Raw genomic sequence first — 24058 nt, 5'->3', positions numbered from 1 at the left:
CGCACACTTGTGAAGAAGAAAACTACTCTATTTAACATAAAAGACCTCGTCGTATATTTTTTGATTGCAGGTACTGGGGCCGTTGTTCAGCTTGCTTCTGGGAGTTTTTTCCGTAATTACGTCGATTTTTACACTTCGGTTTCGTTGGGTTATATCGTATCGTTTTTTGTCGGGTTTGTATTAACAAAACTTTTTGCTTTTGACGCCCGAAACACCAACCAAACCCGCCGTGAAATGGTCAAATTTGGCATCGTAGCATGTTTGTCCTTTGGAATAACCGTTGGTTTGTCAGCTTTATCGTTGGAGCTTTTCCACGCATCAAGTCCCACAGATTTTATTTACCAAATCCCGTTTGATTTTATACCTGCTAAGTCAAGAGAAATCAACGTGACCGAAGCTACTTCTACCTTGGTAGGAATGGGCTTTAGCTTTGTGAGCAACTTCATTTTGCACAAAACCTTTACTTTTCGCAGTACAGGTTTCTACGACCGCGCCAAGGCTGCATTGAATTTAGGCAGAAACTAAGCCGCACTGACCCAACTGTTTCCCCCATTCACGTACAAATTGGGCTGATTCACGTAATAGAATTGATGGAAAGCACTTGAACTTCGATTTTTGACATCGAAATTCAAAACGTTTATCTATCAACAGCCATGTATTGTATCGAAACCAGCGAATTGTCGTACCAGTACTCCAAGCAGGGGCAAGAGCTTAATCGGGTCAACCTTCGGGTGAAAGAAGGGAGCATCTACGGGTTTTTAGGCCCCAACGGCGCGGGAAAAACCACTACACTCAAGCTCATTTTGGGCTTATTAAAAAAACAACAAGGTCAGATTAAGGTCTTCGGAGAGGATTTTGACCCTCACCGACTGTCTGTTTTGTCCAAAATTGGCTCGTTGATTGAGTCGCCTTCGCTTTACAGCCAACTCTCGGCTACGGAAAACCTCAGCGTTTGGCAAAAACTCTATTCTTGTCCAAAAACACGTATTCAGGAAGTATTGGAGTTGGTGGGATTGGGGCAAACTGGTGCCAAAAAAGCAGGACAATTTTCGCTCGGGATGAAACAGCGACTAGGTATTGCCACCGCTTTGCTGCACAGCCCGTCGCTGCTGATTCTTGACGAACCTACCAATGGTTTGGACCCAAGCGGAATTGTCGAAATGCGGGAGTTGCTCAAACGCCTCAACAAAGAACACGGAATTACGATTTTGATTTCGAGTCACTTGCTGTCCGAAATTGAAAAGTTGGTGACGGAGGTAGGCATCATCAACCAAGGCAAAATGCTGTTTGAGGGGTCGCTGGGTGAATTGATGCAGCGGCAACGGAGTGCGGGAGGAATTCGGCTCGATACCAACAATAATGCAGCTGCCATTGAGCGGCTGATAGCCCAAGGACTGGACGCAAGGCACGAGCAGGGCAAAATTGTGCTGCCGTTGTTGGCGCGTTCGGAAATTGCCCAACTGAACCGCGAACTGGTACAGCATGAGCTCGATGTATATGAAATCAGCACCGTCGAAAGCGATTTGGAAAGCATTTTTATGACTTTAACTCACCTCTAATCTTCCTCAAAACATGACAACGTTTGTAGCTAGTTATCAGAGCGAATGGCTCAAAACCAAGCGAAGTTTGGCGGCTTGGCTAGTGGTTCTCGGTGGTTTTTTTATTCCGTTTATTCTTTTTTGGGCGCGGGTATTATACCCCGACAAACTCCGCAAAGAGGTTGTTTCCCCGACTTATTGGGAAGGGATTTTGGGGCAAAGTTGGCAGTTTATGGCTATTTTTATGCTGCCAATGGGACTCGTACTGGCCACGAGCTTACTTACCCAAATGGAGTTCCGCAACAATACGTGGAAGCAACTCCACACAACTCCGCAAGGCTACACGACCATTTTTGTGGCAAAGTTAGGGGTTTTGCTCACCATGCTTTTTCAATTTTTTGTGTTGTTTAACCTTGGCATGTATTTGTCGGGCATACTTCCGCCCTTAGTGCGGGGGATTTCGCTGCCCAAACAAGCGTTTCCGTGGGAAGTGTATCTAAAAACAAGCGGACATTTTTTGGTAAATTGTTTGCCTATTATAGGGTTCCAATACTTAGTTAGTCTTCAGTTTCGCAATTTTTTGGTGCCGCTCGGAGCGGGTATCGGATTGTTGCTGGCGTCGTTGATAGGACTGGAGTGGGAGCATGGGCATTGGCTGCCGTATAGTTATTGTCCGTATTATTTTTTCAGTCTTCGCGGGGCAAAAATGGGAACGCTGACCGTCGATGACTTTTCCAAATGGGCATTGGGGTATTTCGTTGGATTTACGCTTTTGAGTTACTTCTTTTATGTCCTAAAGAAAGACAAGAGTTAAAGGTATATTTTCAAAACCGACGTACAACACATGAAGCGAGGCGTAGTGATTTCATTGCATTTTGGGTACTGGGTGCTGTACTTCTTGTTGCTGTCGTTGATATTGGTGTGTCTTCAATTGGGCTCGCCCATCAAAGGGCAGCCTTTTTTTTACCAGTGGCGGTTTCACGTTTTCTTCAGCACTTTTGCCATTTTGCCCGCGCTATTGGGGTTTTATAGTTTTTATTTTCTGCTGTTCGACCTCTTTTTGATGCGTCGCAAAATCGTGTTGTTGTTTGTGGTAGGATTGCTCACGGCTACGGGCTGTGGGCTTATCAGTGAGGTAGTTATGTCAGTGATGTACACGTTTAAAGTGGGGCCAGGGGTGTTTCATGAAGGGGCGAGAACTACGTTGGCGTTGTTGTTGGTCATTACCATTATTGCCGTGCTAAACGGAGCGGTGGCGCTGATTATGCGGGGGTTTATGCGCTGGTACGCCGAAATTAAACTGAAAGAAGAATTGATGCAGAAGAATTTTGAGATGGAACTGGCTTTGGTCAAATCACAAATTAGCCCACATTTTTTGTTCAATACCCTCAACAATATTGACGTACTTATTGTCAAAAATGCCTCGCAGGCATCGGCTTACCTCAATCAACTGTCTGACATCATGCGGTTTATGTTGTACGAAACCAAATCGGAAGAAATACAATTGAGCCGCGAGTTGAGCTATTTGGAAAAATACATAGCCCTGCAAAAAATCAGAACATCTAATCCTGATTTTGCTCGTTTTCGAGTAGATGGAGCGGTAGGCGAGGCCACCATTGCGCCGATGGTGTTGATTCCTTTTGTGGAAAATGCCTTTAAACACGCCGATGCGCGAAAGCAAGGCAATGTCATCGACGTTTCGGTGGAGGTATCACCCGAAGCCATTGTATTTGAATGTGTTAACAAACGTCGATTACAGCCTAGTACGACCGAATACGGCGGTTTGGGCAACGAACTTATCAAAAGACGGTTATCTTTGCTGTACCCCAACCGCCACCAATTAGACATTGTCAGTTCTGAAGAAGATTATCGGGTAAGGTTACGAATCAGTCGTCATGAAGCATAGCTGTATTATTGTCGAAGACGAGCCTTTGGCGCTCGAACGTGCCCAAGGTTACGTACAAAAACTCCCTTTCCTGAGCCTAAAAACAACGTTTGAGAGCGCGTTGGAGGCATTGAGTTACTTGAAAAACAACCCGATTGATATTGTCTTTTTGGATATTCATTTGGGCGATTTTTCGGGCATTCAGCTCCTAGAAAGTGTGTCGTTGAAAGGGCAAGTTATTCTGACGACTGCCTACCATGAGTATGCCCTCAAAGGATTTGATCTCAAAATCGCCGATTATTTACTCAAACCTTACACCTTTGAGCGTTTTGTTCAGGCCGTTGACCGAGCGCAAAGTTTATTGCCTAAATCTGAGCCTCAAAATTCGAGACCGTTTATTTTTGTCAAAACCGAATACCGCCTCGAAAAGCTCATGCTCGATGAAATCCTGTTTATCGAAGGCATGGGCAATTACCGAAGGATTCATACGGCCACCCAGAAAATCATGACGTTGCAGACCTTCGCTGAGTTTGAACAAGAGCTGCCACCGAGCTTTTTGTGTCGGGTGCATAAGTCGTACATGGTAGCGATTGCGAAGATTGATTCGATTGAAAAAGACCGTATTCGGATGGGAGAAACCATCATTCCGATTTCGGATAGTTACCGACAAACGTTTTTTTCGCTCATCGGGCAAAGCTGAGTTTATCCCATTTGTAAGGAGGTTCGTCCCATATTTTTAGAACATCCGCGTAAAAAGCTGATTTTTGCGTCAAAAGTTGGGGTTGTGAGCAACCCCAACCACCGTCGGTCAGGTTGCTCACAACCTGACCGACGCCTGAGAAATACAAAAGTTGTGCGTATGCTTGTTGGTTGTGAGCAACCCCAACCACTGTGAGTCAGGTTGCTCACAACCTGACCGAAGACCGAGTCACTCAAATTCAAAACCCATGATTGCCATTGCCATCGACGACGAGCCCAAAGCGCTAGACATAGTGCGCGTTTTTGCCCAAAAAGTGCCCTATTTGGAGCTACAAGCTACTTTTCAGGATGCGTTTGAGGCGTTGGATTTTCTGCAAAAACAATCGGTGGACTTGATTTTCTTGGACATAAAAATGCCCGATATTTCGGGGTTGGAGTTTTTGCGAGCTCTTCCGAGCCCACCGCTCGTGATTTTTACTACTGCTTACGCCGAACATGCTGTCCAGAGCTACGACTTTGATGCAGTTGATTATCTGTTGAAACCCTTTGCGTTGAGCCGTTTTTTGAAGGCGTGCAACAAAGCCCACGAAACGCTAAAAATGCGCGAATTGGCCTCGGAAGAAGCCAAAGTCCGCCCAGTGACGGTCGCGCCCACCGAGAGCATTTTTGTAAAAAATGGCTACGAGCAAGTGCGGGTGATGCTCGATGATATTTTGTATTTGGAAGCGGGAGGCAACTATGTTGTTTTTGTTACTAAAACCCAAAAAATTGCTTCTCGCATGACGATGAGCGAGGCAGAAGGCTTACTTCCAGGCGAGCAGTTTGTGCGGATTCATCGGTCATACATTGTGGCCAAAAGTAAGGTCGAGCGTTTTGACCGTTATGAAGTGAGTGTGGCAGGACAATTATTGCCCATTGGGGCTAATTATAACACCGCAAAATTGGCATAAGAAGTTTTAGGAGCATATTTTTGCTATTATTGCAGAAAAACCATAACCTACATCCACTCAATGCCTAAATCTTCTAACCAAAATACCCTTTTTGGGCTTCCTGTTATTGTGGCCGCACTAGGCTACTTCGTTGATATTTATGATTTACTATTATTTGGAATTGTACGCGTACCTAGCCTCAAAGATTTGGGTTTAAGTGAGCAAGACGTGTCGGCGGTGGGGGCTTCCATCATCAATTGGCAAATGGGAGGTTTGTTGCTTGGCGGAATCATTTGGGGGGTATTGGGCGACAAACGCGGCCGCCTTTCGGTGTTATTTGGTTCCATCATTACTTACTCCATTGCCAACGTACTTTGTGGATTTATCCAAGACACCTCGTTTTTGCCAGCAACTGAGTTGTACAAATACTTGCGCTTTATTGCGGGGATTGGATTGGCGGGAGAATTGGGCGCAGGCATCACCCTAGTGTCCGAAATTTTACCCAAAGAACTTCGTGCCATCGGAACATCGTTGGTGGCGGGCATTGGCCTTTTAGGCGCGGTAGTGGCCTATTTTACAGTCGAGATATTTGGCGATTGGCGCATTGCTTATTTCGTGGGCGGTGGGCTTGGATTTGGGCTTCTCTTACTTCGCGTGGGGGTCATTGAATCAGGGATGTTTACGGAAGTCTCCAGCCAAAAACACGTCGCTAAAGGCGATTTTCTTTCGTTTTTTACCAACTGGGAACGCTTTGTACGCTACATGAAATGTATCGGAATCGGTCTTCCAACGTGGTTTGTGATTGGTATTTTGGCAACTTTCAGCAATGAATTTGGTAAAGCCTTGGGCATTGCCGAACCCATCAAACCAGGGTTGGCCATTATGTGGTGCTACGTAGGCTTGGCAGGAGGCGACTTAGCCAGCGGATTTATTAGCCATTATTTCCACTCGCGCAAAAAAGCTGTGGCAGTGCTGATGGCGTTTTCGGGCGTATTTAGCATTGTGTATTTGTTTGCGGGCGTACAATCTTCGACCATGCTTTATACCCTTTGTTTGTTGATGGGCTTCGGTATTGGCTACTGGGCCATGTTTGTGACCATCGGTGCTGAACAATTCGGGACAAACCTTCGGGCTACGGCTGCGACAACCGTACCCAACATGGTACGCGGAATGGTGATTTTGATGACCACGTTGTTTGCGGGTTTCAAAACGGGCTCGTTAGATGTCTTTGGTTGGTTTTCGCTCACCGTTCCTCAATTGGGCGTTATCGGAGCGGGTACGTTGGTAGGGATTTTGAGTTATGCTTTAGGATTTTACTCGACGCTCACCGTTCCCGAAACCCACGGCAAAGACCTTGACTTTGTAGAAATCTAAGAGGATGAAATATCGTGCTCTTTTTACCTTGCCCGTCATTGTGTCGGCGCTTGGTTTTTTTGTGGATGTCTATGACTTGCTCATTTTCAGCATTGTACGCGTTCCAAGCCTTCAATCACTGGGCTATTCGGAAGCCGAAGTCTCCAAAATTGGAACGTTTATCTTCAACTGTCAGCAAGCGGGTTTGTTGGTAGGCGGAATGGTATGGGGAATTTGGGGCGATAAACGCGGCCGCTTGTCGGTGTTGTTTGGGTCTATCATTACCTATTCGTTGGCCAACATTGCCTGTGGTTTTGTCGAAGACCCCAACCTGTACGCTTTGCTGCGCTTTGTGGCGGGGGTGGGGTTGTCGGGAGAAATTGGGGCGGCCATGACCCTCGTAACCGAAATCGTTCCCAAAGAGATTCGCAGTCTTGGGCCGACGTTGGTGGCGGGAATCGGGTATTTGGGGGCGGGTGCGGCGTACCTGACCCAAGAATGGTTTACGTGGCGAACGGCCTACATGGTGGGCGGAGGCATGGGCCTGTTGCTGCTGCTCTTGCGAATTAGTGTGTTTGAGTCGGGGTTGTTTTTGCAACTGAAAGAAACGAAGGTTTCCCGAGGTAATTATTTGTACTTTTTTAGCAGTTGGCCGAGGCTGGTCAAGTATTTTCGTTGTGTGCTCATTGGCGTCCCGACTTGGTTTGTGGTGGGAATTCTGGGAACATTCGGCAACGAGTTTGGTAAAGCGTTGGGCATCGACGAAGGGATTTCGCCTGGCAAGTGTGTAATGTTTATCTATTTTGGCCTAACCGCAGGAGACTTTTTTAGCGGGCCGCTGAGTCATTGGCTACAATCCCGACGGAAGGCCATTCTATTTTTGCTTTTCATTGGAGTTATTTTTGTCGGAATCTACCTGTTCGGAGGTGTTAGGTCGGCCAATATGCTCTACGTAGTGTGCTTTTTGACGGGAGTTTGCACGGGCTACATTGGCCTGTACCTAATGATGGTGGCCGAACTCTACGGCACCAATCTCCGTGCCACGGCCACCACTTCGGTACCGAGCGTAGTGCGAGGAATGGCTATTCCGATGACGTTGGCTTTTCAAGGGTTAAAACCTTCGTTTGGAGCACTAGGCGGCGCGGCGTTATTGGGAGTATTGTGCTATGGTTTAGCCCTATTAGCCATCTATAAAACCGATGAAACCTTTGGCCGCAATTTGGATTTTGTGGAAGAGTAAGGGTGGGGAAATGACTTTTTTACTAATTTTGATTAAGTAACAACTATGGCTATGAAACAGATTACACTCAATATCCCAGACAGTAAGTATTCCTTCTTTATGCAGTTGGTAAAGTCTTTGAGTTTTGTTCAAGTGGTTGATAAGGAATCCGAAAGTAGTTATAGCCCAGCCTTGGTGGAGAAGATTCAGAAAAGCCGACAGGAGTATCACGAAGGAAACTTTGTAAGCATAGAAAAAGAGAATCTTAAAGGGTTTTTAGGAATCGAATGAGCTTTCGTATTGATTTTACAAAGCAAGCTCAAATTGACATTGACTTTCACAAAAAGTCTGGCAATAAAGTATTGCTTAGAAAGTTACTAACCCTTTTGGAAGAAATTGCAGAACATCCATTCACAGGAACTGGGAAGCCTGAACCATTAAAGCATAATTTGACAGGATTGTGGTCTCGACGTATTAATCATGAACATCGACTCATTTACGAAGTTGTCGGTGAGGTTGTAGTAATTATCCTCGCTGCCAAAGGGCACTATGAGTAATTATAACAACAAACCCCCGCACTTACCAAGCACGGGGGTTTGTTGTTTTGAGACAGTTTACAATTATCGGAGGCTTACTTCGCCGTATTTTGAGACGATTTTGACTCTAGTGCCTTTACCGCTGCCAATTTTGCCTACGTATTGTTTGGTCATTTTTGGGCCGCGGTGTTCGTTGTCTTTGCGCTCGTCGTCGTTTTGAGTGAACGATACTTTGCGGTCGTTGGGGTATTTAAAGCCGCCGTAGCTTACTGTGACGTCGAAATTACATTCGTTGTTTTCCATCGGAATCACCACCGACGAATAATTAGCCAAAATATCAACGTTGTCGGCCGATTGCGTCAGTTGGTCGATGCGGAAGCCGCCTGAGAAGCTGAGCTTAATTTTGCTCGAACCTTTGAGCGTACCGATACGTCCACCCGAGTAGCTAATTTGGCCATCGAGGGTTTCCACTTCGCCAATTTTCATTTTGCCAAACTTGTTATTGAGCGTGATATTTTCGGCTTTTTCAAGTTCGAGGGTCGAATACGAAATATCGAGGTTACCGTTGGCGATTTGCTGAATTTCCGCTTTACCGTACGACACGTCAATGTCATTTTTGCTACCTACCAAATCGTTAGCGATAAAAGTGCCGTATTTAGAAACAACTACCAACGGCGCTTTGAACGTAGGAATGTTGGTATTTCCAAAACGATTTTTAACCGTCAAAGGCGTGTTTTTGGGCATTGATACGTTGTAGTCGATTTGCACAAAATTCTTTTCGTTGTTGTTATTTTTCCAACTCCAACTGTTTGAGTTGTTCGATTTGTTGATAATGGTGCGGACACTGATTTGGTTGCCGTCGCGCTTGTCCTCAATCACCACGCCGTCGAGGTATTCTTGGGCGCGGTCGTCGCTGCTTGAGTTAGCCACAATGTGAATGTCAATCCGTATTTCGTTTTTGTCCCAAAGGTTCACTTTTACCTGCCCAAACTGATTGTCGAGCAATAAGTTGTCTTTAGACGAAGCATCGTAAATCTTAATCACCGATTTTTTCTTTTCGATGGTGCCCCATTCGTGGGCCGTTGCTCCAAAGGCGAAAAACAAACAGAAAGCTGCGAAAAAGGTACTTACTAACCGCTGACTGCTGATGACTAACTGCCAACTGCTGATTGCCGACAGCTCTTGACTACATGATTTTATCGTTTGCATGGTTGTTCTTGTTTTTAATGCGCTGGATGATGTCCAGCTGTTGGTTTAATAAATCAATCTGCCACTGTAGGTTCTGAATCATGGCCTGAATCACCACTTCTTGGTTGGGGTTCTTCGGAAGGTCGGATTTCAGGTTTTGGTAGGAGCGCTCTAGCTGATCCAGTTCTACGGCAAATTCTTTATACAAATTAGGGTTACTTTCGGTCATTTGGCGAAGCTCATCCCGTTTGGTATCAATCAATTGGGTGTATTGACTGACTTGTTTGGCAAACGTTGGATTGCTTAGGGCTACTTCGGGGGTTTCGGTAATACCGTAATTTTGATTGATGCGGTAGCCAAACCACCCCAGACCCATCACCAAAGCAATGGAGGCCGCAATGCGCCAGTTGAGGTTTCGCCAAGCCTGTTTAAACGGACTAGGCGTACTCACGGCAGGGGTAACTTCTGGCACAACTTTGGGTGCTTCTTCGGCGGGAAGTTGTTGGTTCAACCGATTCCAAAGGTCGTCGGAAGGTTCATAGGTATCAAACGCCTCTCGGTTGTCTCTTACGAATCGTTGCAATTTGTCTTTCATCTTCTTTGGTATTTATCGCGGCTCTCTTTTCTCTAAAACGGTGTGCTTTTTTTAAGAAACTCAAAGAGGGCGTAACATTTCTAACAATTTTTTCTTTCCTCGCATGTACTGCGTACGCGAGGTGGTTTCGCTGATATTGAGGATTTCTCCGATTTCTTCGTGGTCGTATCCCTCAAACAAATAGAGCGACAAAACAACACGGTAGCCTTCGGGGAGCTGCTCAATGCACTTACGAACCCTTTCCACATCCATCTGAATTCCTTCTTCGTCGAACGGAACATCGTCGGCTATGTCTTGGTCGTCGCTGCCGTAGCCCTCAATATCAACCAGTTGCATTTTACGTTGTCGGAGGTGATTGATGGCTTTGTTGACCACAATCTGCTTCAGCCACGCCCCAAACGTGGACTGCCCTTTGAACGTATGTAAGTGGCAAAAAGCATCCAAAAATGCTTCCTGCAAAACGTCTTCGGCCTCTCCGATGTGATTGACCACCCGCATACAGACGTTGAACATGGACTTTGAATACAACTTATAGAGTTCGTACTGCGCCTTGCGCTCGCCCTGTCTGCATCTTTCTACGAGTTCGACGTGTTTGTCTATGTATAGTTTAGATTCCAATTGGCTGTATTTTCGTAGTAATGACAAATCTGATTTAAAAGATGTTGCATATCGCTGAAAAAAAAATCTTGTATTTAAGCAATTTCATCAAAACCTATGAGGTTTGCAAGTGTAAACCTTATAGGTTTCATCAACCAAATCACTAACTTTGGCGCAAATGCAGTGAGGTATGGTACGTATTTTTTATCGTGAAGGAAAGCACATCAAACGCGAAAACGACGTTCGCGAAATTGGACACATCAAGCAAATTTTGTGGATAGACTTGCAGTCACCCACGCAAGAAGAAGAAGAATGGGTCGAAACCAAGTGCGATATTAGTTTCCAGACACCCCAAGAAATTGTGGAAATTGAGAGCAGTTCGCGGTATTTTGAACAAAACGATACCATCAATGCTAACTCTAATTTTTTGAAAATCAACGCGGACGGCTACGCGATTTACCCCGTTTCGCTCCTGATTCGGGAAGGCGTGCTGTTTACCTATCGTGATGGCGACTCAAAGACCTTTGCCGATACGGTTCGGAAAATGAAAGTGAGTCAAGAGACTTTTCAAAACGGGGTTGATATTCTTCTTCTTTTGCTCGAAACCCGCATCGAAAGCGACGCCGACGTGCTCGAAGGACTCTCACGGGACATTAGTACCATTAGCAAAGACCTCAATCGGGAACAAAAAGCAAAGCAAGAAATTCTGCTGAAAATCAATATGATGCAAGAAAATACCATGCTCTTGCGCGAAACTATTATTGATAAACAACGGGTTTTGTCGGGCATTCTACGAAGCCAATTTTTTCCCGATGATAGAAAAGAACGCTTACGCATTGTGTTGAAAGACATTAGCTCGCTTTTGGAATACAGTACCTTCAATTTTGAGCGATTGGAGTATTTGCAAAATACCTTTATGGGTCTTATCAATCTTGAACAAAACCAGATTATCAAGATTTTTACGGTCTTTACCATCATTTTTATGCCTCCTACGCTGATTGCGGGTATTTTTGGAATGAACTATACCATTTTGCCAAGCAGCACGCATCCCTTTGGATTTTGGTTCTCGTTATTGCTCATGATTTTTTCAATGGCCGCCATGTGGTTTTTCTTCAAACGGAAACATTGGATATAGAAAAAAAGGAGAAGTTATCTAGCAAAATCGGTAAGCCATCTATCAAAATCAATAATCGGTATAGTTCTTCTTTGAATCACTCAGAAAAGGAATACTTTCGTTTCAGTGATTGTTAGCTACTTACTCTTTTTTTAATCAAACCTTTTAGTAAAATGATGAATGTAAGCGCATTTCTTCCGCTCGTGTTGGTAGGCGTATTGGGGAGTTTTTTCCCAACAGCCACGCCGACGCCCTCCGAAATTGTTATTTGTCACGGTGAAAGTACGCCCGAATTTACAACTTGGGTTTCTACCAATACCAACTTTGCTGTTTCCCCCATCGACCTTGACCCAACGAAAACCTACTCCATGCCTTTGTTGGCCGAAACTCCCAGAGGGGAATTGATGCTTTCGTGGACTGAAAAAGATGTTTCAGGAATGACCTCTTTCTGCGTAGCGTTTTCAAAAGATAAAGGCAAAACATTTGCGGAAAAGAAGACCATTTTTAGTGGTAACGGCATTGGTAATAGCCGTATGATGCGTGCCAAAGTGCTTTCTAAAAAGGATGGCAGCTTTGTAGCGGTGTTTTCCAACCGTGGAGAAGCTGGGGCCGCACCCGCTTCAGGACGCGGAGGAGGTCGTTCTTCTAACATTGTGTATTGTGTTTCCAAAGACGGAGGGACTACGTGGACAGCGCCGCAGTCGGTGGATTCTGATCCTAAACAAGGAATTGTGCGTGGTTTCTTTGATGCAGTGGTTTTGCCAAACGATGAAATCGCCGTGGCGTACTTGAAAGACGTGGCCAATAGCACCAAACACGAAGAACGGGATTTGCGTTTGGTCGTCTCAAAAGGAGGCGTAATGCAGCCTGAACGTTTATTGGATGCGGTGGTGTGCGATTGTTGCCCTATCAATTTGTCGGTGGATGCGAACGGAGCGTTTACGGTGGTTTATCGCGACAACAACGACGATATTCGCGACATGGCACGTTTGATTTCGACGGATAACGCAGCTACGTTTTCAAAGTCAGCGATTGTTTATAATGACAACTGGAAAATCATGGGTTGCCCTCACAGCGGAGCGATTTCGACGCAGTACGGCAAAAGTGAGCTTTTGGCGTGGTTTTCGGGTTCTGACCAAGAAAAAGGGATTCGCCTAACGACGAGAGAGGGGAAGAAATTCTTTGTCTTGACCGAGGCTTCTGCCAAAAATCCCGCCTTGACCAGCAATGGAAATTCGGCAGTGATGCTCTGGGAACAAAGTAAAGGTGAAGGTACGCCAACTCAGATTGCGTATCGTAAAATTGCGGAAGGGCAAGTGTCAGAAACAACGTGGATAGCAGACGCCACCAATGCGACCAATTCAACTGGGATTGTTCTTGGTAATCAGTTGGTTGTAGCTTACGAAGCAAAGCAAGCTGACGGCAAAAACAGTTTAAAATTTAGCTACGTATCACTATGAAAAACAAAATTTTGATTGGTTTGGGAGCGGTTTTGATTCTCATCCAATTTATCCGACCTGAGAAAAATATTTCTGACGACCGTACGTACGACGTTTCGACCAAATATGCCGTTCCTGCGGACGTAAAAAGCCTTTTGAAAGTAGCGTGTGACGATTGCCACAGCAATAAAACCGAATATCCGTGGTATTCAAACATTCAGCCTGTGGCTTGGTTTTTGGATCACCACGTCACCGACGGAAAGCGGCATCTCAATTTTTCAAACTTTACGTCGCGCTCGGTGGCGTACCAAAACCATAAGTTTGAAGAAACCATCGAGATGATTAAAGAAGGAGAAATGCCGCTGGAGTCTTACACTTATTTTGGGCTACATTCAGGAGCTAAATTGACCGAAGCGCAAAAACAAACCCTTATCAACTGGGCACAAACCAACATGGACTCGCTCAAAGCGCAGTACCCTGCCGATAGTCTTGTGTTGCGCCGCCCACAAGGGAAGTAACGCGCAGTGCAGAGGGTTGCTTACGTGTGGAGGGTGCTCACAACCCGACTATTGTGTGGAGGGGTGCTCACACCCCGACGCTGACGTGCAGAGGGTTGCTCACAACCCGACGACAGCTAAAAAGCTTACAAAGCCTCGAAAATATGACTTTTCGGGGCTTTTGTATGAGTACAAAACCTTTGGCTTTTTCTTTAGTACAGTATGATGAAAACGATTATCTCCACCCCCTTTTTTACAAAATTTGTTGTTTTAGTGAGCCTTTCGTTGTTGGGCTTTACTTCATTACAAGCCCAAAATGCCCAAAAATTGGCGAAAGTCAAGGGCATTGTCACCGACGCACAAACCAACGCACCGTTGTCGTATGCGACCATTAGAATCCTAAAAAGTACCGACAGTACGCTCATTTCGGGGGCTATTACCGACGATAAAGGCCAACTGACCGTGGATGTTCCCTATGGGCAATTCTATGCGGTGGTCGAGTTTATTGGCTACAAGTCCTTTAAAACCAGCACATTTACGCTTTCCAAAGAACAACCTTCGCATGACCTAGGAACGCTGAAAATAGCCGCCTCTGCCCGAACGTTGGACGAAGTGGTGGTACAAGCCGAAAAGAGCTCGATGGAATTGGCGTTGGACAAAAAAATATTCAACGTAGGTAAAGACCTTGCCAACGCGGGTGGAACGGCGATTGATATTTTGAGCAACGTACCCTCGGTGTCGGTCGATACGGAAGGAAATGTGAAACTACGCGGAAGCGATGGCGTACGGATTTTGATTGACGGAAAACCGTCAGGATTAGTGAGTTTTAAGGGCGGGGCAGGTTTGCAGCAATTGCAAGGTAATCAGATTGAGCGTGTCGAAATCATCACCAATCCATCGGCGCGGTACGAGGCCGAAGGTCTGTCGGGAATTATCAATATTGTCCTCAAAAAAGAGCGTAAACAGGGCATCAATGGCTCGTTTGAAGTAGTGACGGGTTTCCGACCCAACTACGGAGTGGCGGCCAATATCAATTATCGCAAAAACAAGCTTAATTTCTTCCTCAACTACGGCATTGCGTACCGTGTGCCGATTTCGGCAGGACGGTTGTACCAAGAGGTGTATGGCAAGGATACCACGGCGATTTTGCAACAAAATACCAGCGGAAACGTCAAAACCATTGCCAATACCATTCGCGGTGGCTTGGATTATTTTTTCAACGAAAAAAATATCCTGACGGCTTCGTACCAATTCCGTCGGACGGACGTGCTGCGGATTACCGACAATACGTATAAAGATTATATCAATTCTTTGTCGAACCTGCGAACCATCACCGACCGCCAACAGCGCGAAACCGAAGCCGAGCCGTATTCGGAGTATTCGGTGACGTATAAAAAAACGTATAATCGCAAAAATCAGGAGTTGATTGCAGATGTGCGTTATTTGACCTATTGGGAGCGTTCTGACCAAACTTATACCCAAAACAGCCGATTTGCCGACGGAACGCCGAATAAACAAGGCTCGTTGCTTCAAAAATCACTAAACGATGAGTACGAAAATCAACTCATTGCGACCTTAGACTACGTGCAGCCCATTGGGAAAGATGGCAAATTTGAAACAGGGATTCGTTCTAGTTTTCGTGATATGGTCAATGACTATATCGTAACCCAACAAAACGCCCAAGGCGGTTTTGACGCCTTACCAGGCTTGGATAACTATTTCATTTACAAAGAAAATATCCACGGAGTTTACGGGATTTTGGGAAATAAAACCAAGAAATTTAGCTACCAAGCGGGTTTGCGGGCTGAGATTACGGACGTAACGACGATTTTGCGGGAAACCAACCAAACCAATCCTCGTAAGTACAGCAACTTATTTCCAAGTGCACACTTTACTTACAACCTCAATCCTGACAACGCCTTTCAGGTGAGCTATAGCCGTCGGGTGCGGCGGCCAACTTACAACGACTTGAGCCCGTACGTGACCTTGTCGGATCAACGTAACTTTTTCTCAGGAAACCCCGATTTGAATCCTGAATTTACCAACTCGTTTGATTTAGGACACATCTATTATTTTGAAAAAGGGTCGTTTACGTCGTCGGTGTATTATCGTCATACCAACGGAAAAGTACTCCGTATTCGTCGGGTGGACGCGCAGGGAGTTTCAAATACCCGTCCCGAAAACTTGGCCACAGAAGATGCGTACGGGGCTGAATTTACGAGCAATTACACGCCGTTTAAGTGGTGGAAATTAGACCTCAACTTTAACTTTTTCCGCGCCATTACCAACGGCCAAAACCTCGACGCGACCTTCAAAGCCGATACTTACAGCTGGTTTGCCCGCCAAACGTCACGTTTTACGCTTGCTAAAGGCACTGATTTGCAAGTCCGTGCCAATTATGAAGCACCTCAGCAACTTCCGCAAGGAAGCCGTAAGTCCCGTACATTTGTTGACTTGGCGTTTAGCAAAGAAATTCTCAAAGGCAAAGGCACGCTTACTTGCAACGTCATCGACGTGTTTAACTCGCGCTATATGCGTACCATTACCGAAGGCTTAAACTTCTACTCAGAAGGAACTTTTGGGATGCGTGCTCGCCAAATCAACCTGACCGTTATGTATCGCCTCAACCAAGCCGCTGGCACCAAAAAGCAAAAGAGCTTAATTAGCGGCGAGGAAGGGTAGAAGAGGCGAGGGAAACTACGCCAAAAAAGAAAAAAGACCTGCGATGCGTGATGGCTTTTTGGTACGTATTTTTTTGGAATTAATGGCAATTTCTAGGCTGACCGAAAATTCCTTTTCCGTCTGATGAATCAGTAAATGATGGCGATTGGGGTAAAGAAGCTCCAAGCGTTTGCGAACATTGACGAGCCCGATGCCCGATGAGTATTTCTCGGGGTCTTGGTCGCTGCGCGGATGTAGGCTGTTGTTGACCGTAAAGTGGAGCTTTTCGGTATCACAGTGGAGTTTTACAAAAATCCACGAATGATTGCGCAAACTTACGCCGTGTTTGAAGGCATTTTCCACAAAAGGAATGAGCATCATGGGTGCTACTGAGCGCAAACAAAGCGAGTCGTCAAGCTCAATTTTTAACTCAAATTTGTCGGATTCGCTGATGCGAAGGCGCTGTAAATCAACGTAGTTGCGCAAATATTGCACCTCTTGTCGAATGTCGATTTGGTCTTGGTTGTTTTCGTGCATCATAAACCGCATCATGTCCGACAGTTGCTGGATTCCTTGCGAGGTGCGTTCGGCATTTTCTTCAATAGACGTGGCGTAAAGGGTATTCATGGCGTTAAATAAAAAGTGTGGGTTGATTTGCGCCCGTAACGCCGACAACTCCGCTTGGTTGCGGTTGAGGCTGGTTTCCAACGGTTTTACCATCAACTGCCGCATAATGGTGACCACAATCGCCCCAATCCAAGCAACAAGACTTAACATAAAAACGCCTTCTACTTGTACAGGAAACACCACGTAAGGGTGATAGATTTTGAATAAAATATGAACAAGATTTCCAATAAAACTTACGACCAAACTGGCTCCAAACAGAAGTAATACTTTTTGGATTGCCGCCCGACTCTCGGGGTAGCGGTAAAAACGAAAACCTCTCCAACGGATAAAATGATGGTGGTACAAATAGACGTGCAAGTACGACCCAAGCACCCACATAAAACCTGGAATAATAAACATATCGTTGGTCAAAATTTGAAAGCTGGCAAAAGCCACAAATCCAACCAATGCCAGAATGCTTCCTTCTTTTATGATTTGATAAGTGAGCGCATTTTCTTCCTCGGGTTGATGTTGCAACACCCACTGGTATAGCTGCGAAAGGACGGTGTAAATAGACGTAGAAAGGAAAAGACCACTCGAAATCATGGCCACGTTGCGCAGGCGAAACAAGTTGTAGAGTTTAGCCCCGATGATGTTGTAGTTTTTATCGTGACGAAACACCAATTCGTCGTGCAAAAACAAGTAACTCCAAACCCCAGCCAGCAATAAAAAGCCTGCGGCAGTCAATGCCAAGAGCGCTTTAAGTTGTTCGTCTCGTTGCCATAGCCTGACGACGTACTGAGATTGGATAAACCAACAACTCCAGACTCCTAAACCAATATTCAGAAAGGGCAAGAAGCCGTTAGTCCACCAGTTATAACTCAAAAAAATGCGGTTTTCTTCGTCGGCATTAATAATACGCAAGACGTTGATATACTGGCTGTAATCGGTAGAAACAGCAATGAGCAAATAAATAGCCGTTAAAAGGCTGATTCCCCAAAGCTCAAAAGTGCGAAAACGTTCGATGGTCATAGCGATGATTGGTTAAGAAAAATGGCTGTTAATTGGTTACTGTTTTTTGTCTATTTTTTCGGCCCACCCATCACTCCAACTTAGATTAATGGATTGGAATTGCCCTCCCGACTCATTCATAAATTCTACCTGATAATCTTCGCCTACCTGAAATAATGTTAGCGAAATGGGAGTCATTTGAAAGGGTGTTTTATTGCTTTGATTTACATCCCTAAAGTAGAGATTAGTACCTTGTTTCGTAATTTCAAATTCGGCAAAACGCCCCGTAAACCTAGCAAGTTTGGCACTGTCCAGAACAATTGTAGCAGTTTTGGATTGATTGTAGTTGATAAGCCATTGTATCTTGCTTTTCTCATTTGCGTTGGCATTTTTTAGTTTGTTCTCCAACAGTTTGTTGTGAGCAAAAAGTAACGCATTTTTAGCCTCTGTACGTACCTCAGGAATAACCCCTGTGCCTTCCCAATCGGTATGCGTTTTTTCATTCTCACTTCGTAAATAAGGGATAAACCCTACCAATCCATTTCCTAAACTAAAACTTCGGGTTAGATGGGCACCACCACTTGTAGATTCTCCTACCACAACGGCATTGTGCTGGTTTTGTAAGATGTAAGCGAAGCCTTCTGCCGCAGAAAACGTTCTTTTACTTGTTAGGACGTAAACAGGTATATCAAGGAAAAAATCCGCAGGCGCAATAAAGTTTTCTGTCCAAGTGTTTGTTAGGCGATTGAAATTTCTGCCTGTTTTTGTTTTTTCTTTAAAAAAATACCCCAGCAAATTGTTCGATTTGCCACTTCCTCCACGGTTGTTGCGCAAATCAATAATTAAAGCATCGGTATGCGAAAGAAACTGCATCGCACTCCGAATGGTCTTTTGGGCTTCTTCGCTTGGTAAAGCGAAGTTTGTAAACTCGATATAGCCGATGTTTGATGGTAAAATTTCAAGTTTTCTAAAGAAAAAATTTTGTGATTTTTCGTTAGAAATGTCTAGTTCAGTTATTTCTTTTTTGCCCTCTTGTGAATTGTTAAAACGGATAATATCTTGTTCCAATTTTATGTCGTACTCAATGCGTAAATGCTTGTCATGGTGGATAGAATGGATGTCTTCGGTAAGGTTATCCGCCAAATCTTTAAGAGACGTCAGTTGACTATATTTCCCTAACTTATATTGGCTGGTTAGAAAATTGGTAATTAGTAACGCCTTATCAGGGTAAACGTACTTTTCTTGGATAGCCGTACTGATACTTTGAAGGGATTTCTGAATGACTAAGCCGTCGAGTTGCTTCCCTTTTTCTTGGGCAAATAAGGTTTTCCCAAGTAGCGGTAGAATTAATAAAGTCAAGATTGGGTGATTCATTTGACGGGGCATTGGTTTACTTTGCTTGATACGCCATAAAAAAGCTAATCAAAAGTAGAATCAGTAGCCACGCCTATGTAAAATCTGTGACGAATCCAGTCAAATTTGGGGCAGAAAGGGCAGATTAGATTGTTATTTATACGTGAAAAGATTTTGAGAATACGTCAGTCGGCGTGTAGCCAAAGTGTTTTTTAAAGGCAAACGAAAAATGCGAGAGGTTTTCAAACCCCGTTTCGTAACAGGCTTCAAGCGGCTTTAATTTTCGTTCAGCAATTTGAAAATGGGCCAATTCGAGCCGTTTTTGCGTGAGCCATTTTTGGGGAGTAGTGTTGAACGCTCGCTTAAAATCGCGTTTGAAAGTCGTTAAACTTCTGCCTGTGAGGTAGCCAAATTTCTCAATGGGCATGTTGAACATGTAGTTTTTTTCCATAAAACCAATCAAATCGACTTTATACGGGTCGTCAAAATTGGCGAGTATGCTATCTACTTCTGGGTCAAGGGTTCTTAAAATACTGATGGCTTCGGTCAGTTTCAACGACGCCAGATAGTCGGGAAAGGGCTCTTTCATCTCAAAGTAAGGAATCAATGACGCTAGGCAGCTCTCCAACAAAGGATGATGCGTAAAACTGCGAATTTTGGGTACGGCCGTTATTTTGGTCTTTACGTCAATGTGTTTGTAAAAATCCCTCAGAATTTGGGTAGTCAAAAGCATCACAACCGTTTTGTGGGGCAAGCCGTCTTTGGGGTAATTGATAATGGTGGCGGGTTTATTTCTCGGAATGAGAAAAATATCTCCCGTTTGAAAGCGATGCGTGGCTTCTGCTTGCACAATCTTGGTTTCTCCCGAAATAAACCACACCAGCATGTGTTGGTCAAAGACAATTTCAGACTTAAAAAACTTGTCCTCGTAACACGAGAGTTTTATTTCGGGAGTTAAATGTTTCGATACGTGTTCCATTGCTCAACTGTTTTTATGCGCTGGCTAATTCAAAGATTGTGATTTCGGGAGGCATCCCTACTCGCCCAGGAAAGCCTAAATACCCAAATCCACGATTGACATACAACTGCTGATTGCCCTTTTTGTATAAACCGCCCCACTGTTTGTACTGCCATTGGGCGGGCGAATAGGTCTTATCGCCAATCGTTACACCCAATTGCAGTCCGTGCGTATGGCCGCTAAACATGACATCAATATCGGGGTATTGGGTGTTTACTTCCATATCCCAGTGGGTAGGGTCGTGGCTCAGTAAGAGTTTGATCGAAGCCTCTTCTGTGCCTACAATTGCGCGTTGTAAGTTACCATTATTTGGGAAAATTGACTCGTTGGCTGAAATGTTTTCTACCCCAATGATGGCTAATCTTTCACTCCCTAGCTTGATGATTCGACGGTCGTCTGTTAGCAAGTCGTAGCCAAGTACTTTATGGGCTTTCTTGACGTCGTCTAGGTTTTGTTTTTTGGCTTGAGGGTTTGGCCAGCCAGCATAAGCTCCGTAGTCGTGGTTGCCAAGTGTGCTGTAAACACCCAGCGGGGCTTTTATTTTATCAAAGAGATGTACATAATCGTTTACTTCCGTGGCGCGGTCGTTTACCAAATCCCCCGTAAAAAACACCATATCGGGCTTTTCTTTGAGCAGTAGCTCTATGCCTCCTTTTACAGCGATTTTGTTAAAAAAAGACCCTGAATGAATGTCTGAGATTTGCCCTATCGCCATGCCTTCAAACGATCGAGGCAGGTTTTTGATGGCTAATTTTACCCGACGAACACGGTAGTCGTGCGCCCCTGACAAAATACCCCACGTCAGGGCTGCGGCAGGAACGGAGGCGGCAACTAAGGCCGTTTTCATCAAAAATTCCGAACGAGTAATCGTGTCAGGACTTTCGGAGAGTACCTGTGGCAGTTCATTGTTTGGGAAAAACTGCCCTTTTGCCCAAGTAAAAAAACGAGCAGCATCTCCTAAAAAAATGAGGGTAACGGATAGCAGTTTGGAACCATAAACGGCAAACAAACTGAATAAAATTGCGGTTCGTAAGCGGCGCCCTAAGGTGTCGGGGGGAGCAAAATTGTAAAGCCATAAACCGAAAATAATGATTGTAGTAAGGCTCCAAAAAGCCCATTTGACAAACTGCTGTACTTGGACTGTGCTGTTCTGAAAAACTATTTTTACGGCTTGCCATACGTACCAATCAATAAGGAGTAATAGGCAGCTAAGAATCGGAATAACGATGTATTTGCTGGCAGTCATGGTTGAAAATCAAGGGTTTGAATGGCGTATTTGTCGATTAAGTCATTTGAAATTGAATACCTGTTAACGTCTCGCTTAACTCCCAAAGGCGTTTGGCATTGGCCTCGTCCAAGGAATAAAGTTGTACACCGCCTGATTGAGAGGCGTCAGTTGATAATTCAGCTACATCTGAATCTTCGCAATACACGCCCCCAATATCGTTGAGCATCGAACTGGTAGCGCACCAAACCGTGGTGGCAGCTCCTTGCGAAATGGTCTTTAGCGAAGCGACTATTTCGGGAAATAAATTTCCGTCTGCATCGCAAAAACCCATTTGTTGAAACAGCTCTATGGGAGCTTCCCTGCCCAATTCCGTGCCATGGATAGAGCCTGGGTGGAGGGAGTAAGCGCGTACCTGAGACGATTTGCCACGGTAATCTAACTCAAGGGCAAAAAGATTGCTGGCTGTTTTGGATTGACCATAGCCTTGGAGGGTTTCATAATCGCGGTGGAGGAAATTGGGATCATCAAAGTGAAAGGGGGCAAAGCGATGTCCGTCGGACGATACGTTGATGACCCTTGCCCCACGGGCGGCTACCAGCGCAGGCCACAGCCTTGCCGTAAGCTGAAACTGCGCCAGATAATTAGTCGCTAGTTGAGATTCAACTCCCCGACTATCTCTGCGAAGTGGCACCCACATAATGCCTGCATTGTGGATAAGTAAATGAAGGGGGCGACCCGACGCGACGAATTTTTTGGCAAAAGCATCAATGGACTCAGGGGCTATCAAATCCATGGTTTCTAATTCAACACGCGGGATGCCTGCTAAATTTCGTTTTGCCTTTGTTACGTCTCTTGCGGGTACGATGACGGTGGCACCTGCGGCAGCGAGTGTTCTGACCGTTTCTAAGCCGATGCCCGTGTTTCCCCCCGTCACAATGGCAATTTTTCCCGTAAGGTCAATCCCTTTGATGACATCATTGGTTGTAGATGCTGCGTTAAATCCTGAACCTATCGGTTTCTGTAACGCTCCTTGATAATTGTTGTGTCCCATTTTTTGTTGTTTTTGATGGGACAAAGGTAGGGCAGTGATTTTTTGGGGACTTTGTTTAAAAGACCGAATATGCTTTGTTTAAAAGGCCGTTCCAACGAAAACGTTCTCTAAAACGTCTTGTTATAAAAGAGACGAAGCCCGATGAAACCAGTTATTTTTTTGCTGTTGATTGTTGCGTTAGGAGGCTGTAAGCCAAAAGCAGTTGTTCCCGAAACCATTGCGCCCTTGGTAGGCAAGTGGCGTTTGGAGGCGTATGAATCGACCGTCAATGGGAAGAAAGAATGGACGTTGACCAGTATCAACGCCTCAACGGCGAATTATATTCTTATTCGCGAAGATGGTGTACTGCTAACGGGTAATGGACAGGAATTGTGTTGCGCTCCTGCGGCATTGACCGTCAATGGAAAACGTTTTGAAATTGTTCCCAAAAGCGCGATTCCCAACAACCCAATGTGTGCGCTAGTAGATTGCATTGGTTGCGCTACTTGGGACATCGAGTGGTCGGAAGATACGTTTATTCTGAACCTTTGTGTTAGTTCCAACCGCAGCAGGTATGTGCGTGAGGATTAGCCTAGGCCAGTGGGATTCCTGTTTCTTTGGCTATTTTCATGACAAACAACCGCGCTTCATCGTATTCTTCGGGTGTGCGTAGGTGTTCTAGCATGAGCGGAACGGCGCGCGGAAGTGCGGTTACGTTTCGCAGGTAAGTCACGTAGTCCATGCCACCGCGCCCAGGCATGGTTTCGGCGAAATGCACATCTTTTCCCACGACATCTTTGGCGTGGCAAGACACAACCCATTTCCCCAGTTTTTTGAAGGTATCGTTGATCAATGCTTTATTTTGATAAAACCGTTCGGGAGAGTTGATGATGTTGGCGATGTCGATATGCGCCGCGAAAGCAGGTCGGTCAATGGCTTTGATGAATTTTAAACAGGAATCAGCATCGTTGGGCAAGCTCCATCCCATCATTTCGAGGGCAAATTTGGCTTTTTTGGGCTTAACGGCGTCGATGACGGCACGGCAATTTTCGACCGTTGCGTCAAAATATTCTTTGGTAAGGTTGCGGGCGTCGGGGCCGTCCCATTGTTTGGGGTTGTACGAGCCCGCGATGTCGATGCAGGTCAACGCGCCAATTTCTTCGGCCAAAGCGAGGCGTTCGGTGACGTATTCTCTATTTTTCTTGCGTTTTTCGGCATCTTGGTCTAGCATGTTGACCCATGCCCCTACTTCTGCGATGAGGACATTCTGCTCCGCAAATGCCTTCCGCAAAGCCGCGATGCGGACGCTATCTTTTAATTCTACTTTGGGAACGTAAGCTGCACTATATCCCAACCGCCGATGTTCTTTGGCTAATTCGACGGGGTCTTCGCTTTTTAAAAAAATAGGACCACCAAGGTACAACGGCTGTGCAGCTATCCGAAAGGAAGGCAGTAAAGCCATGCTGGCCAAACTACCAGCTGACTGTAAAAATCGGCGACGTGAAAGCGGAAACATACATCAAGAAGATTGCCAAGGCTTTAAACTACTATAAAAAATCCCC

Annotated in this window: 24 protein-coding genes; 15 read left to right on the top strand and 9 right to left on the bottom strand. The window is 45.2% G+C overall.

Going from position 1 to position 24058, the window contains the following annotated elements:
• Positions 1–9: 9 nt before the first annotated feature.
• From DTQ70_RS19495 to DTQ70_RS19445, 10 genes are all read left to right on the top strand, one after another.
• Positions 10–525, top strand: coding sequence for a GtrA family protein (locus DTQ70_RS19495; RefSeq protein WP_122932360.1), 516 nt, complete (start codon positions 10–12; stop codon positions 523–525).
• A 128-nt stretch (positions 526–653) separates the two neighbouring features.
• Positions 654–1559 (top strand): ATP-binding cassette domain-containing protein, encoded by a 906-nt coding sequence (locus DTQ70_RS19490; protein ID WP_122932359.1) that lies wholly within the window; start codon positions 654–656, stop codon positions 1557–1559.
• Between the two features lie 13 nt (positions 1560–1572).
• A complete protein-coding gene (locus tag DTQ70_RS19485) occupies positions 1573–2352 on the top strand; it encodes an ABC transporter permease (protein ID WP_122932358.1) in 780 nt (259 codons plus the stop codon).
• A gap of 30 nt (positions 2353–2382) precedes the next feature.
• Positions 2383–3444, top strand: a complete 1062-nt coding sequence (locus DTQ70_RS19480; protein WP_122932357.1) for a sensor histidine kinase — start codon at positions 2383–2385, stop codon at positions 3442–3444.
• Complete coding sequence (locus tag DTQ70_RS19475) at positions 3434–4123, top strand: LytTR family DNA-binding domain-containing protein (protein ID WP_122932356.1); 690 nt, start codon at positions 3434–3436, stop codon at positions 4121–4123. The genes DTQ70_RS19480 and DTQ70_RS19475 overlap by 11 nt, the downstream gene beginning before the upstream one ends.
• A 247-nt stretch (positions 4124–4370) precedes the next feature.
• Positions 4371–5072: a LytTR family DNA-binding domain-containing protein gene (locus tag DTQ70_RS19465; RefSeq protein ID WP_122932354.1), complete on the top strand. Its 702-nt coding sequence runs from the start codon at positions 4371–4373 to the stop codon at positions 5070–5072.
• A gap of 60 nt (positions 5073–5132) precedes the next feature.
• Complete coding sequence (locus DTQ70_RS19460) at positions 5133–6425, top strand: MFS transporter (RefSeq protein ID WP_122932353.1); 1293 nt, start codon at positions 5133–5135, stop codon at positions 6423–6425.
• 4 nt (positions 6426–6429) lie between these two features.
• Entirely contained in the window at positions 6430–7644 is a 1215-nt protein-coding gene (locus DTQ70_RS19455; protein WP_122932352.1) for an MFS transporter, read from the top strand.
• A 51-nt stretch (positions 7645–7695) separates the two neighbouring features.
• Positions 7696–7914, top strand: coding sequence for a DUF2683 family protein (locus DTQ70_RS19450; protein WP_229599972.1), 219 nt, complete (start codon positions 7696–7698; stop codon positions 7912–7914).
• Positions 7911–8180: a Txe/YoeB family addiction module toxin gene (locus DTQ70_RS19445; protein ID WP_122932350.1), complete on the top strand. Its 270-nt coding sequence runs from the start codon at positions 7911–7913 to the stop codon at positions 8178–8180. The genes DTQ70_RS19450 and DTQ70_RS19445 overlap by 4 nt, the downstream gene beginning before the upstream one ends.
• Before the next feature lie 63 nt (positions 8181–8243).
• On the opposite strand, the gene DTQ70_RS19440 is transcribed toward DTQ70_RS19445, so the two are convergent.
• From DTQ70_RS19440 to DTQ70_RS19430, 3 genes are read right to left on the bottom strand one after another with little or no spacing between them, the layout of a single operon-like run.
• Entirely contained in the window at positions 8244–9368 is a 1125-nt protein-coding gene (locus DTQ70_RS19440; protein WP_229599971.1) for a hypothetical protein, read from the bottom strand.
• A complete protein-coding gene (locus tag DTQ70_RS19435) occupies positions 9346–9942 on the bottom strand; it encodes a hypothetical protein (RefSeq protein WP_122932348.1) in 597 nt (198 codons plus the stop codon). Before DTQ70_RS19435 ends, DTQ70_RS19440 begins: the two co-directional genes overlap by 23 nt.
• Positions 9943–10002: 60 nt before the next feature.
• A complete protein-coding gene (locus tag DTQ70_RS19430) occupies positions 10003–10560 on the bottom strand; it encodes an RNA polymerase sigma factor (RefSeq protein WP_122932347.1) in 558 nt (185 codons plus the stop codon).
• A 169-nt stretch (positions 10561–10729) separates the two neighbouring features.
• Between DTQ70_RS19430 and corA the strand changes: the two genes are divergently transcribed.
• The 4 genes from corA to DTQ70_RS19410 all read left to right on the top strand — a co-directional run bounded on the left by corA (position 10730) and on the right by DTQ70_RS19410 (position 16271).
• Entirely contained in the window at positions 10730–11674 is a 945-nt protein-coding gene (gene corA, locus DTQ70_RS19425) for a magnesium/cobalt transporter CorA (protein WP_122932346.1), read from the top strand.
• Positions 11675–11826: 152 nt separating this feature from the next.
• Positions 11827–13113 (top strand): sialidase family protein, encoded by a 1287-nt coding sequence (locus DTQ70_RS19420; protein ID WP_229599970.1) that lies wholly within the window; start codon positions 11827–11829, stop codon positions 13111–13113.
• A complete protein-coding gene (locus DTQ70_RS19415) occupies positions 13110–13610 on the top strand; it encodes a heme-binding domain-containing protein (protein WP_122932344.1) in 501 nt (166 codons plus the stop codon). Before DTQ70_RS19420 ends, DTQ70_RS19415 begins: the two co-directional genes overlap by 4 nt.
• 201 nt (positions 13611–13811) lie before the next feature.
• On the top strand, positions 13812–16271 hold the full coding sequence (locus DTQ70_RS19410) for a TonB-dependent receptor domain-containing protein (RefSeq protein WP_409050417.1): 2460 nt from the start codon (positions 13812–13814) through the stop codon (positions 16269–16271).
• Between the two features lie 15 nt (positions 16272–16286).
• Here the strand turns inward: DTQ70_RS19410 and DTQ70_RS19405 are convergent, their stop codons facing one another.
• The 5 genes from DTQ70_RS19405 to DTQ70_RS19385 all read right to left on the bottom strand — a co-directional run bounded on the left by DTQ70_RS19405 (position 16287) and on the right by DTQ70_RS19385 (position 22517).
• Complete coding sequence (locus DTQ70_RS19405) at positions 16287–17888, bottom strand: sensor histidine kinase (RefSeq protein ID WP_229599969.1); 1602 nt, start codon at positions 17886–17888, stop codon at positions 16287–16289.
• 36 nt (positions 17889–17924) lie between these two features.
• Positions 17925–19241 carry a S41 family peptidase gene (locus DTQ70_RS19400; RefSeq protein ID WP_164490118.1) on the bottom strand — a complete coding sequence of 439 codons (1317 nt, stop codon included), beginning with the start codon at positions 19239–19241 and terminating at the stop codon, positions 17925–17927.
• Positions 19242–19377: 136 nt separating this feature from the next.
• A complete protein-coding gene (locus DTQ70_RS19395) occupies positions 19378–20199 on the bottom strand; it encodes an AraC family transcriptional regulator (protein ID WP_122932341.1) in 822 nt (273 codons plus the stop codon).
• Positions 20200–20212: 13 nt separating this feature from the next.
• Positions 20213–21484, bottom strand: a complete 1272-nt coding sequence (locus DTQ70_RS19390; protein WP_122932340.1) for a metallophosphoesterase — start codon at positions 21482–21484, stop codon at positions 20213–20215.
• A 37-nt stretch (positions 21485–21521) separates the two neighbouring features.
• Positions 21522–22517 carry an SDR family NAD(P)-dependent oxidoreductase gene (locus tag DTQ70_RS19385; RefSeq protein WP_122932339.1) on the bottom strand — a complete coding sequence of 332 codons (996 nt, stop codon included), beginning with the start codon at positions 22515–22517 and terminating at the stop codon, positions 21522–21524.
• Between the two features lie 141 nt (positions 22518–22658).
• On the opposite strand from DTQ70_RS19385, the gene DTQ70_RS19380 reads away from it, so the two are divergent.
• Positions 22659–23087 carry a hypothetical protein gene (locus DTQ70_RS19380; RefSeq protein ID WP_122932338.1) on the top strand — a complete coding sequence of 143 codons (429 nt, stop codon included), beginning with the start codon at positions 22659–22661 and terminating at the stop codon, positions 23085–23087.
• A gap of 1 nt (position 23088) precedes the next feature.
• On the opposite strand, the gene DTQ70_RS19375 is transcribed toward DTQ70_RS19380, so the two are convergent.
• Positions 23089–24012: a sugar phosphate isomerase/epimerase gene (locus DTQ70_RS19375; RefSeq protein ID WP_122932337.1), complete on the bottom strand. Its 924-nt coding sequence runs from the start codon at positions 24010–24012 to the stop codon at positions 23089–23091.
• Between the last annotated feature and the right edge of the window lie 46 nt (positions 24013–24058).

The organism is Runella sp. SP2, assembly GCF_003711225.1.
In the GTDB taxonomy this organism is placed as follows: Bacteria; Bacteroidota; Bacteroidia; order Cytophagales; family Spirosomataceae; genus Runella.
The sequence above is the reverse complement of the archived record's forward strand: the minus strand, read 5'-3'. Positions and strand labels throughout refer to the sequence as shown.

What these genes read in the sequence shown, in the direction of transcription:
- DTQ70_RS19380 (WP_122932338.1), top strand. Translation starts at nt 22,659, where the DNA reads ATGAAACCAGTTATTTTTTTGCTGTTGATTGTTGCGTTAGGAGGCTGT.
- DTQ70_RS19395 (WP_122932341.1), bottom strand. Translation starts at nt 20,199, where the DNA reads ATGGAACACGTATCGAAACATTTAACTCCCGAAATAAAACTCTCGTGT.
- DTQ70_RS19410 (WP_409050417.1), top strand. Translation starts at nt 13,812, where the DNA reads ATGATGAAAACGATTATCTCCACCCCCTTTTTTACAAAATTTGTTGTT.
- DTQ70_RS19435 (WP_122932348.1), bottom strand. Translation starts at nt 9,942, where the DNA reads ATGAAAGACAAATTGCAACGATTCGTAAGAGACAACCGAGAGGCGTTT.
- DTQ70_RS19375 (WP_122932337.1), bottom strand. Translation starts at nt 24,012, where the DNA reads ATGTTTCCGCTTTCACGTCGCCGATTTTTACAGTCAGCTGGTAGTTTG.
- DTQ70_RS19420 (WP_229599970.1), top strand. Translation starts at nt 11,827, where the DNA reads ATGATGAATGTAAGCGCATTTCTTCCGCTCGTGTTGGTAGGCGTATTG.
- DTQ70_RS19450 (WP_229599972.1), top strand. Translation starts at nt 7,696, where the DNA reads ATGAAACAGATTACACTCAATATCCCAGACAGTAAGTATTCCTTCTTT.
- DTQ70_RS19405 (WP_229599969.1), bottom strand. Translation starts at nt 17,888, where the DNA reads ATGACCATCGAACGTTTTCGCACTTTTGAGCTTTGGGGAATCAGCCTT.
- corA (WP_122932346.1), top strand. Translation starts at nt 10,730, where the DNA reads ATGGTACGTATTTTTTATCGTGAAGGAAAGCACATCAAACGCGAAAAC.
- DTQ70_RS19480 (WP_122932357.1), top strand. Translation starts at nt 2,383, where the DNA reads ATGAAGCGAGGCGTAGTGATTTCATTGCATTTTGGGTACTGGGTGCTG.
- DTQ70_RS19400 (WP_164490118.1), bottom strand. Translation starts at nt 19,241, where the DNA reads ATGAATCACCCAATCTTGACTTTATTAATTCTACCGCTACTTGGGAAA.
- DTQ70_RS19475 (WP_122932356.1), top strand. Translation starts at nt 3,434, where the DNA reads ATGAAGCATAGCTGTATTATTGTCGAAGACGAGCCTTTGGCGCTCGAA.
- DTQ70_RS19385 (WP_122932339.1), bottom strand. Translation starts at nt 22,517, where the DNA reads ATGGGACACAACAATTATCAAGGAGCGTTACAGAAACCGATAGGTTCA.
- DTQ70_RS19415 (WP_122932344.1), top strand. Translation starts at nt 13,110, where the DNA reads ATGAAAAACAAAATTTTGATTGGTTTGGGAGCGGTTTTGATTCTCATC.
- DTQ70_RS19490 (WP_122932359.1), top strand. Translation starts at nt 654, where the DNA reads ATGTATTGTATCGAAACCAGCGAATTGTCGTACCAGTACTCCAAGCAG.
- DTQ70_RS19460 (WP_122932353.1), top strand. Translation starts at nt 5,133, where the DNA reads ATGCCTAAATCTTCTAACCAAAATACCCTTTTTGGGCTTCCTGTTATT.
- DTQ70_RS19485 (WP_122932358.1), top strand. Translation starts at nt 1,573, where the DNA reads ATGACAACGTTTGTAGCTAGTTATCAGAGCGAATGGCTCAAAACCAAG.
- DTQ70_RS19465 (WP_122932354.1), top strand. Translation starts at nt 4,371, where the DNA reads ATGATTGCCATTGCCATCGACGACGAGCCCAAAGCGCTAGACATAGTG.
- DTQ70_RS19445 (WP_122932350.1), top strand. Translation starts at nt 7,911, where the DNA reads ATGAGCTTTCGTATTGATTTTACAAAGCAAGCTCAAATTGACATTGAC.
- DTQ70_RS19455 (WP_122932352.1), top strand. Translation starts at nt 6,430, where the DNA reads ATGAAATATCGTGCTCTTTTTACCTTGCCCGTCATTGTGTCGGCGCTT.
- DTQ70_RS19440 (WP_229599971.1), bottom strand. Translation starts at nt 9,368, where the DNA reads ATGCAAACGATAAAATCATGTAGTCAAGAGCTGTCGGCAATCAGCAGT.
- DTQ70_RS19390 (WP_122932340.1), bottom strand. Translation starts at nt 21,484, where the DNA reads ATGACTGCCAGCAAATACATCGTTATTCCGATTCTTAGCTGCCTATTA.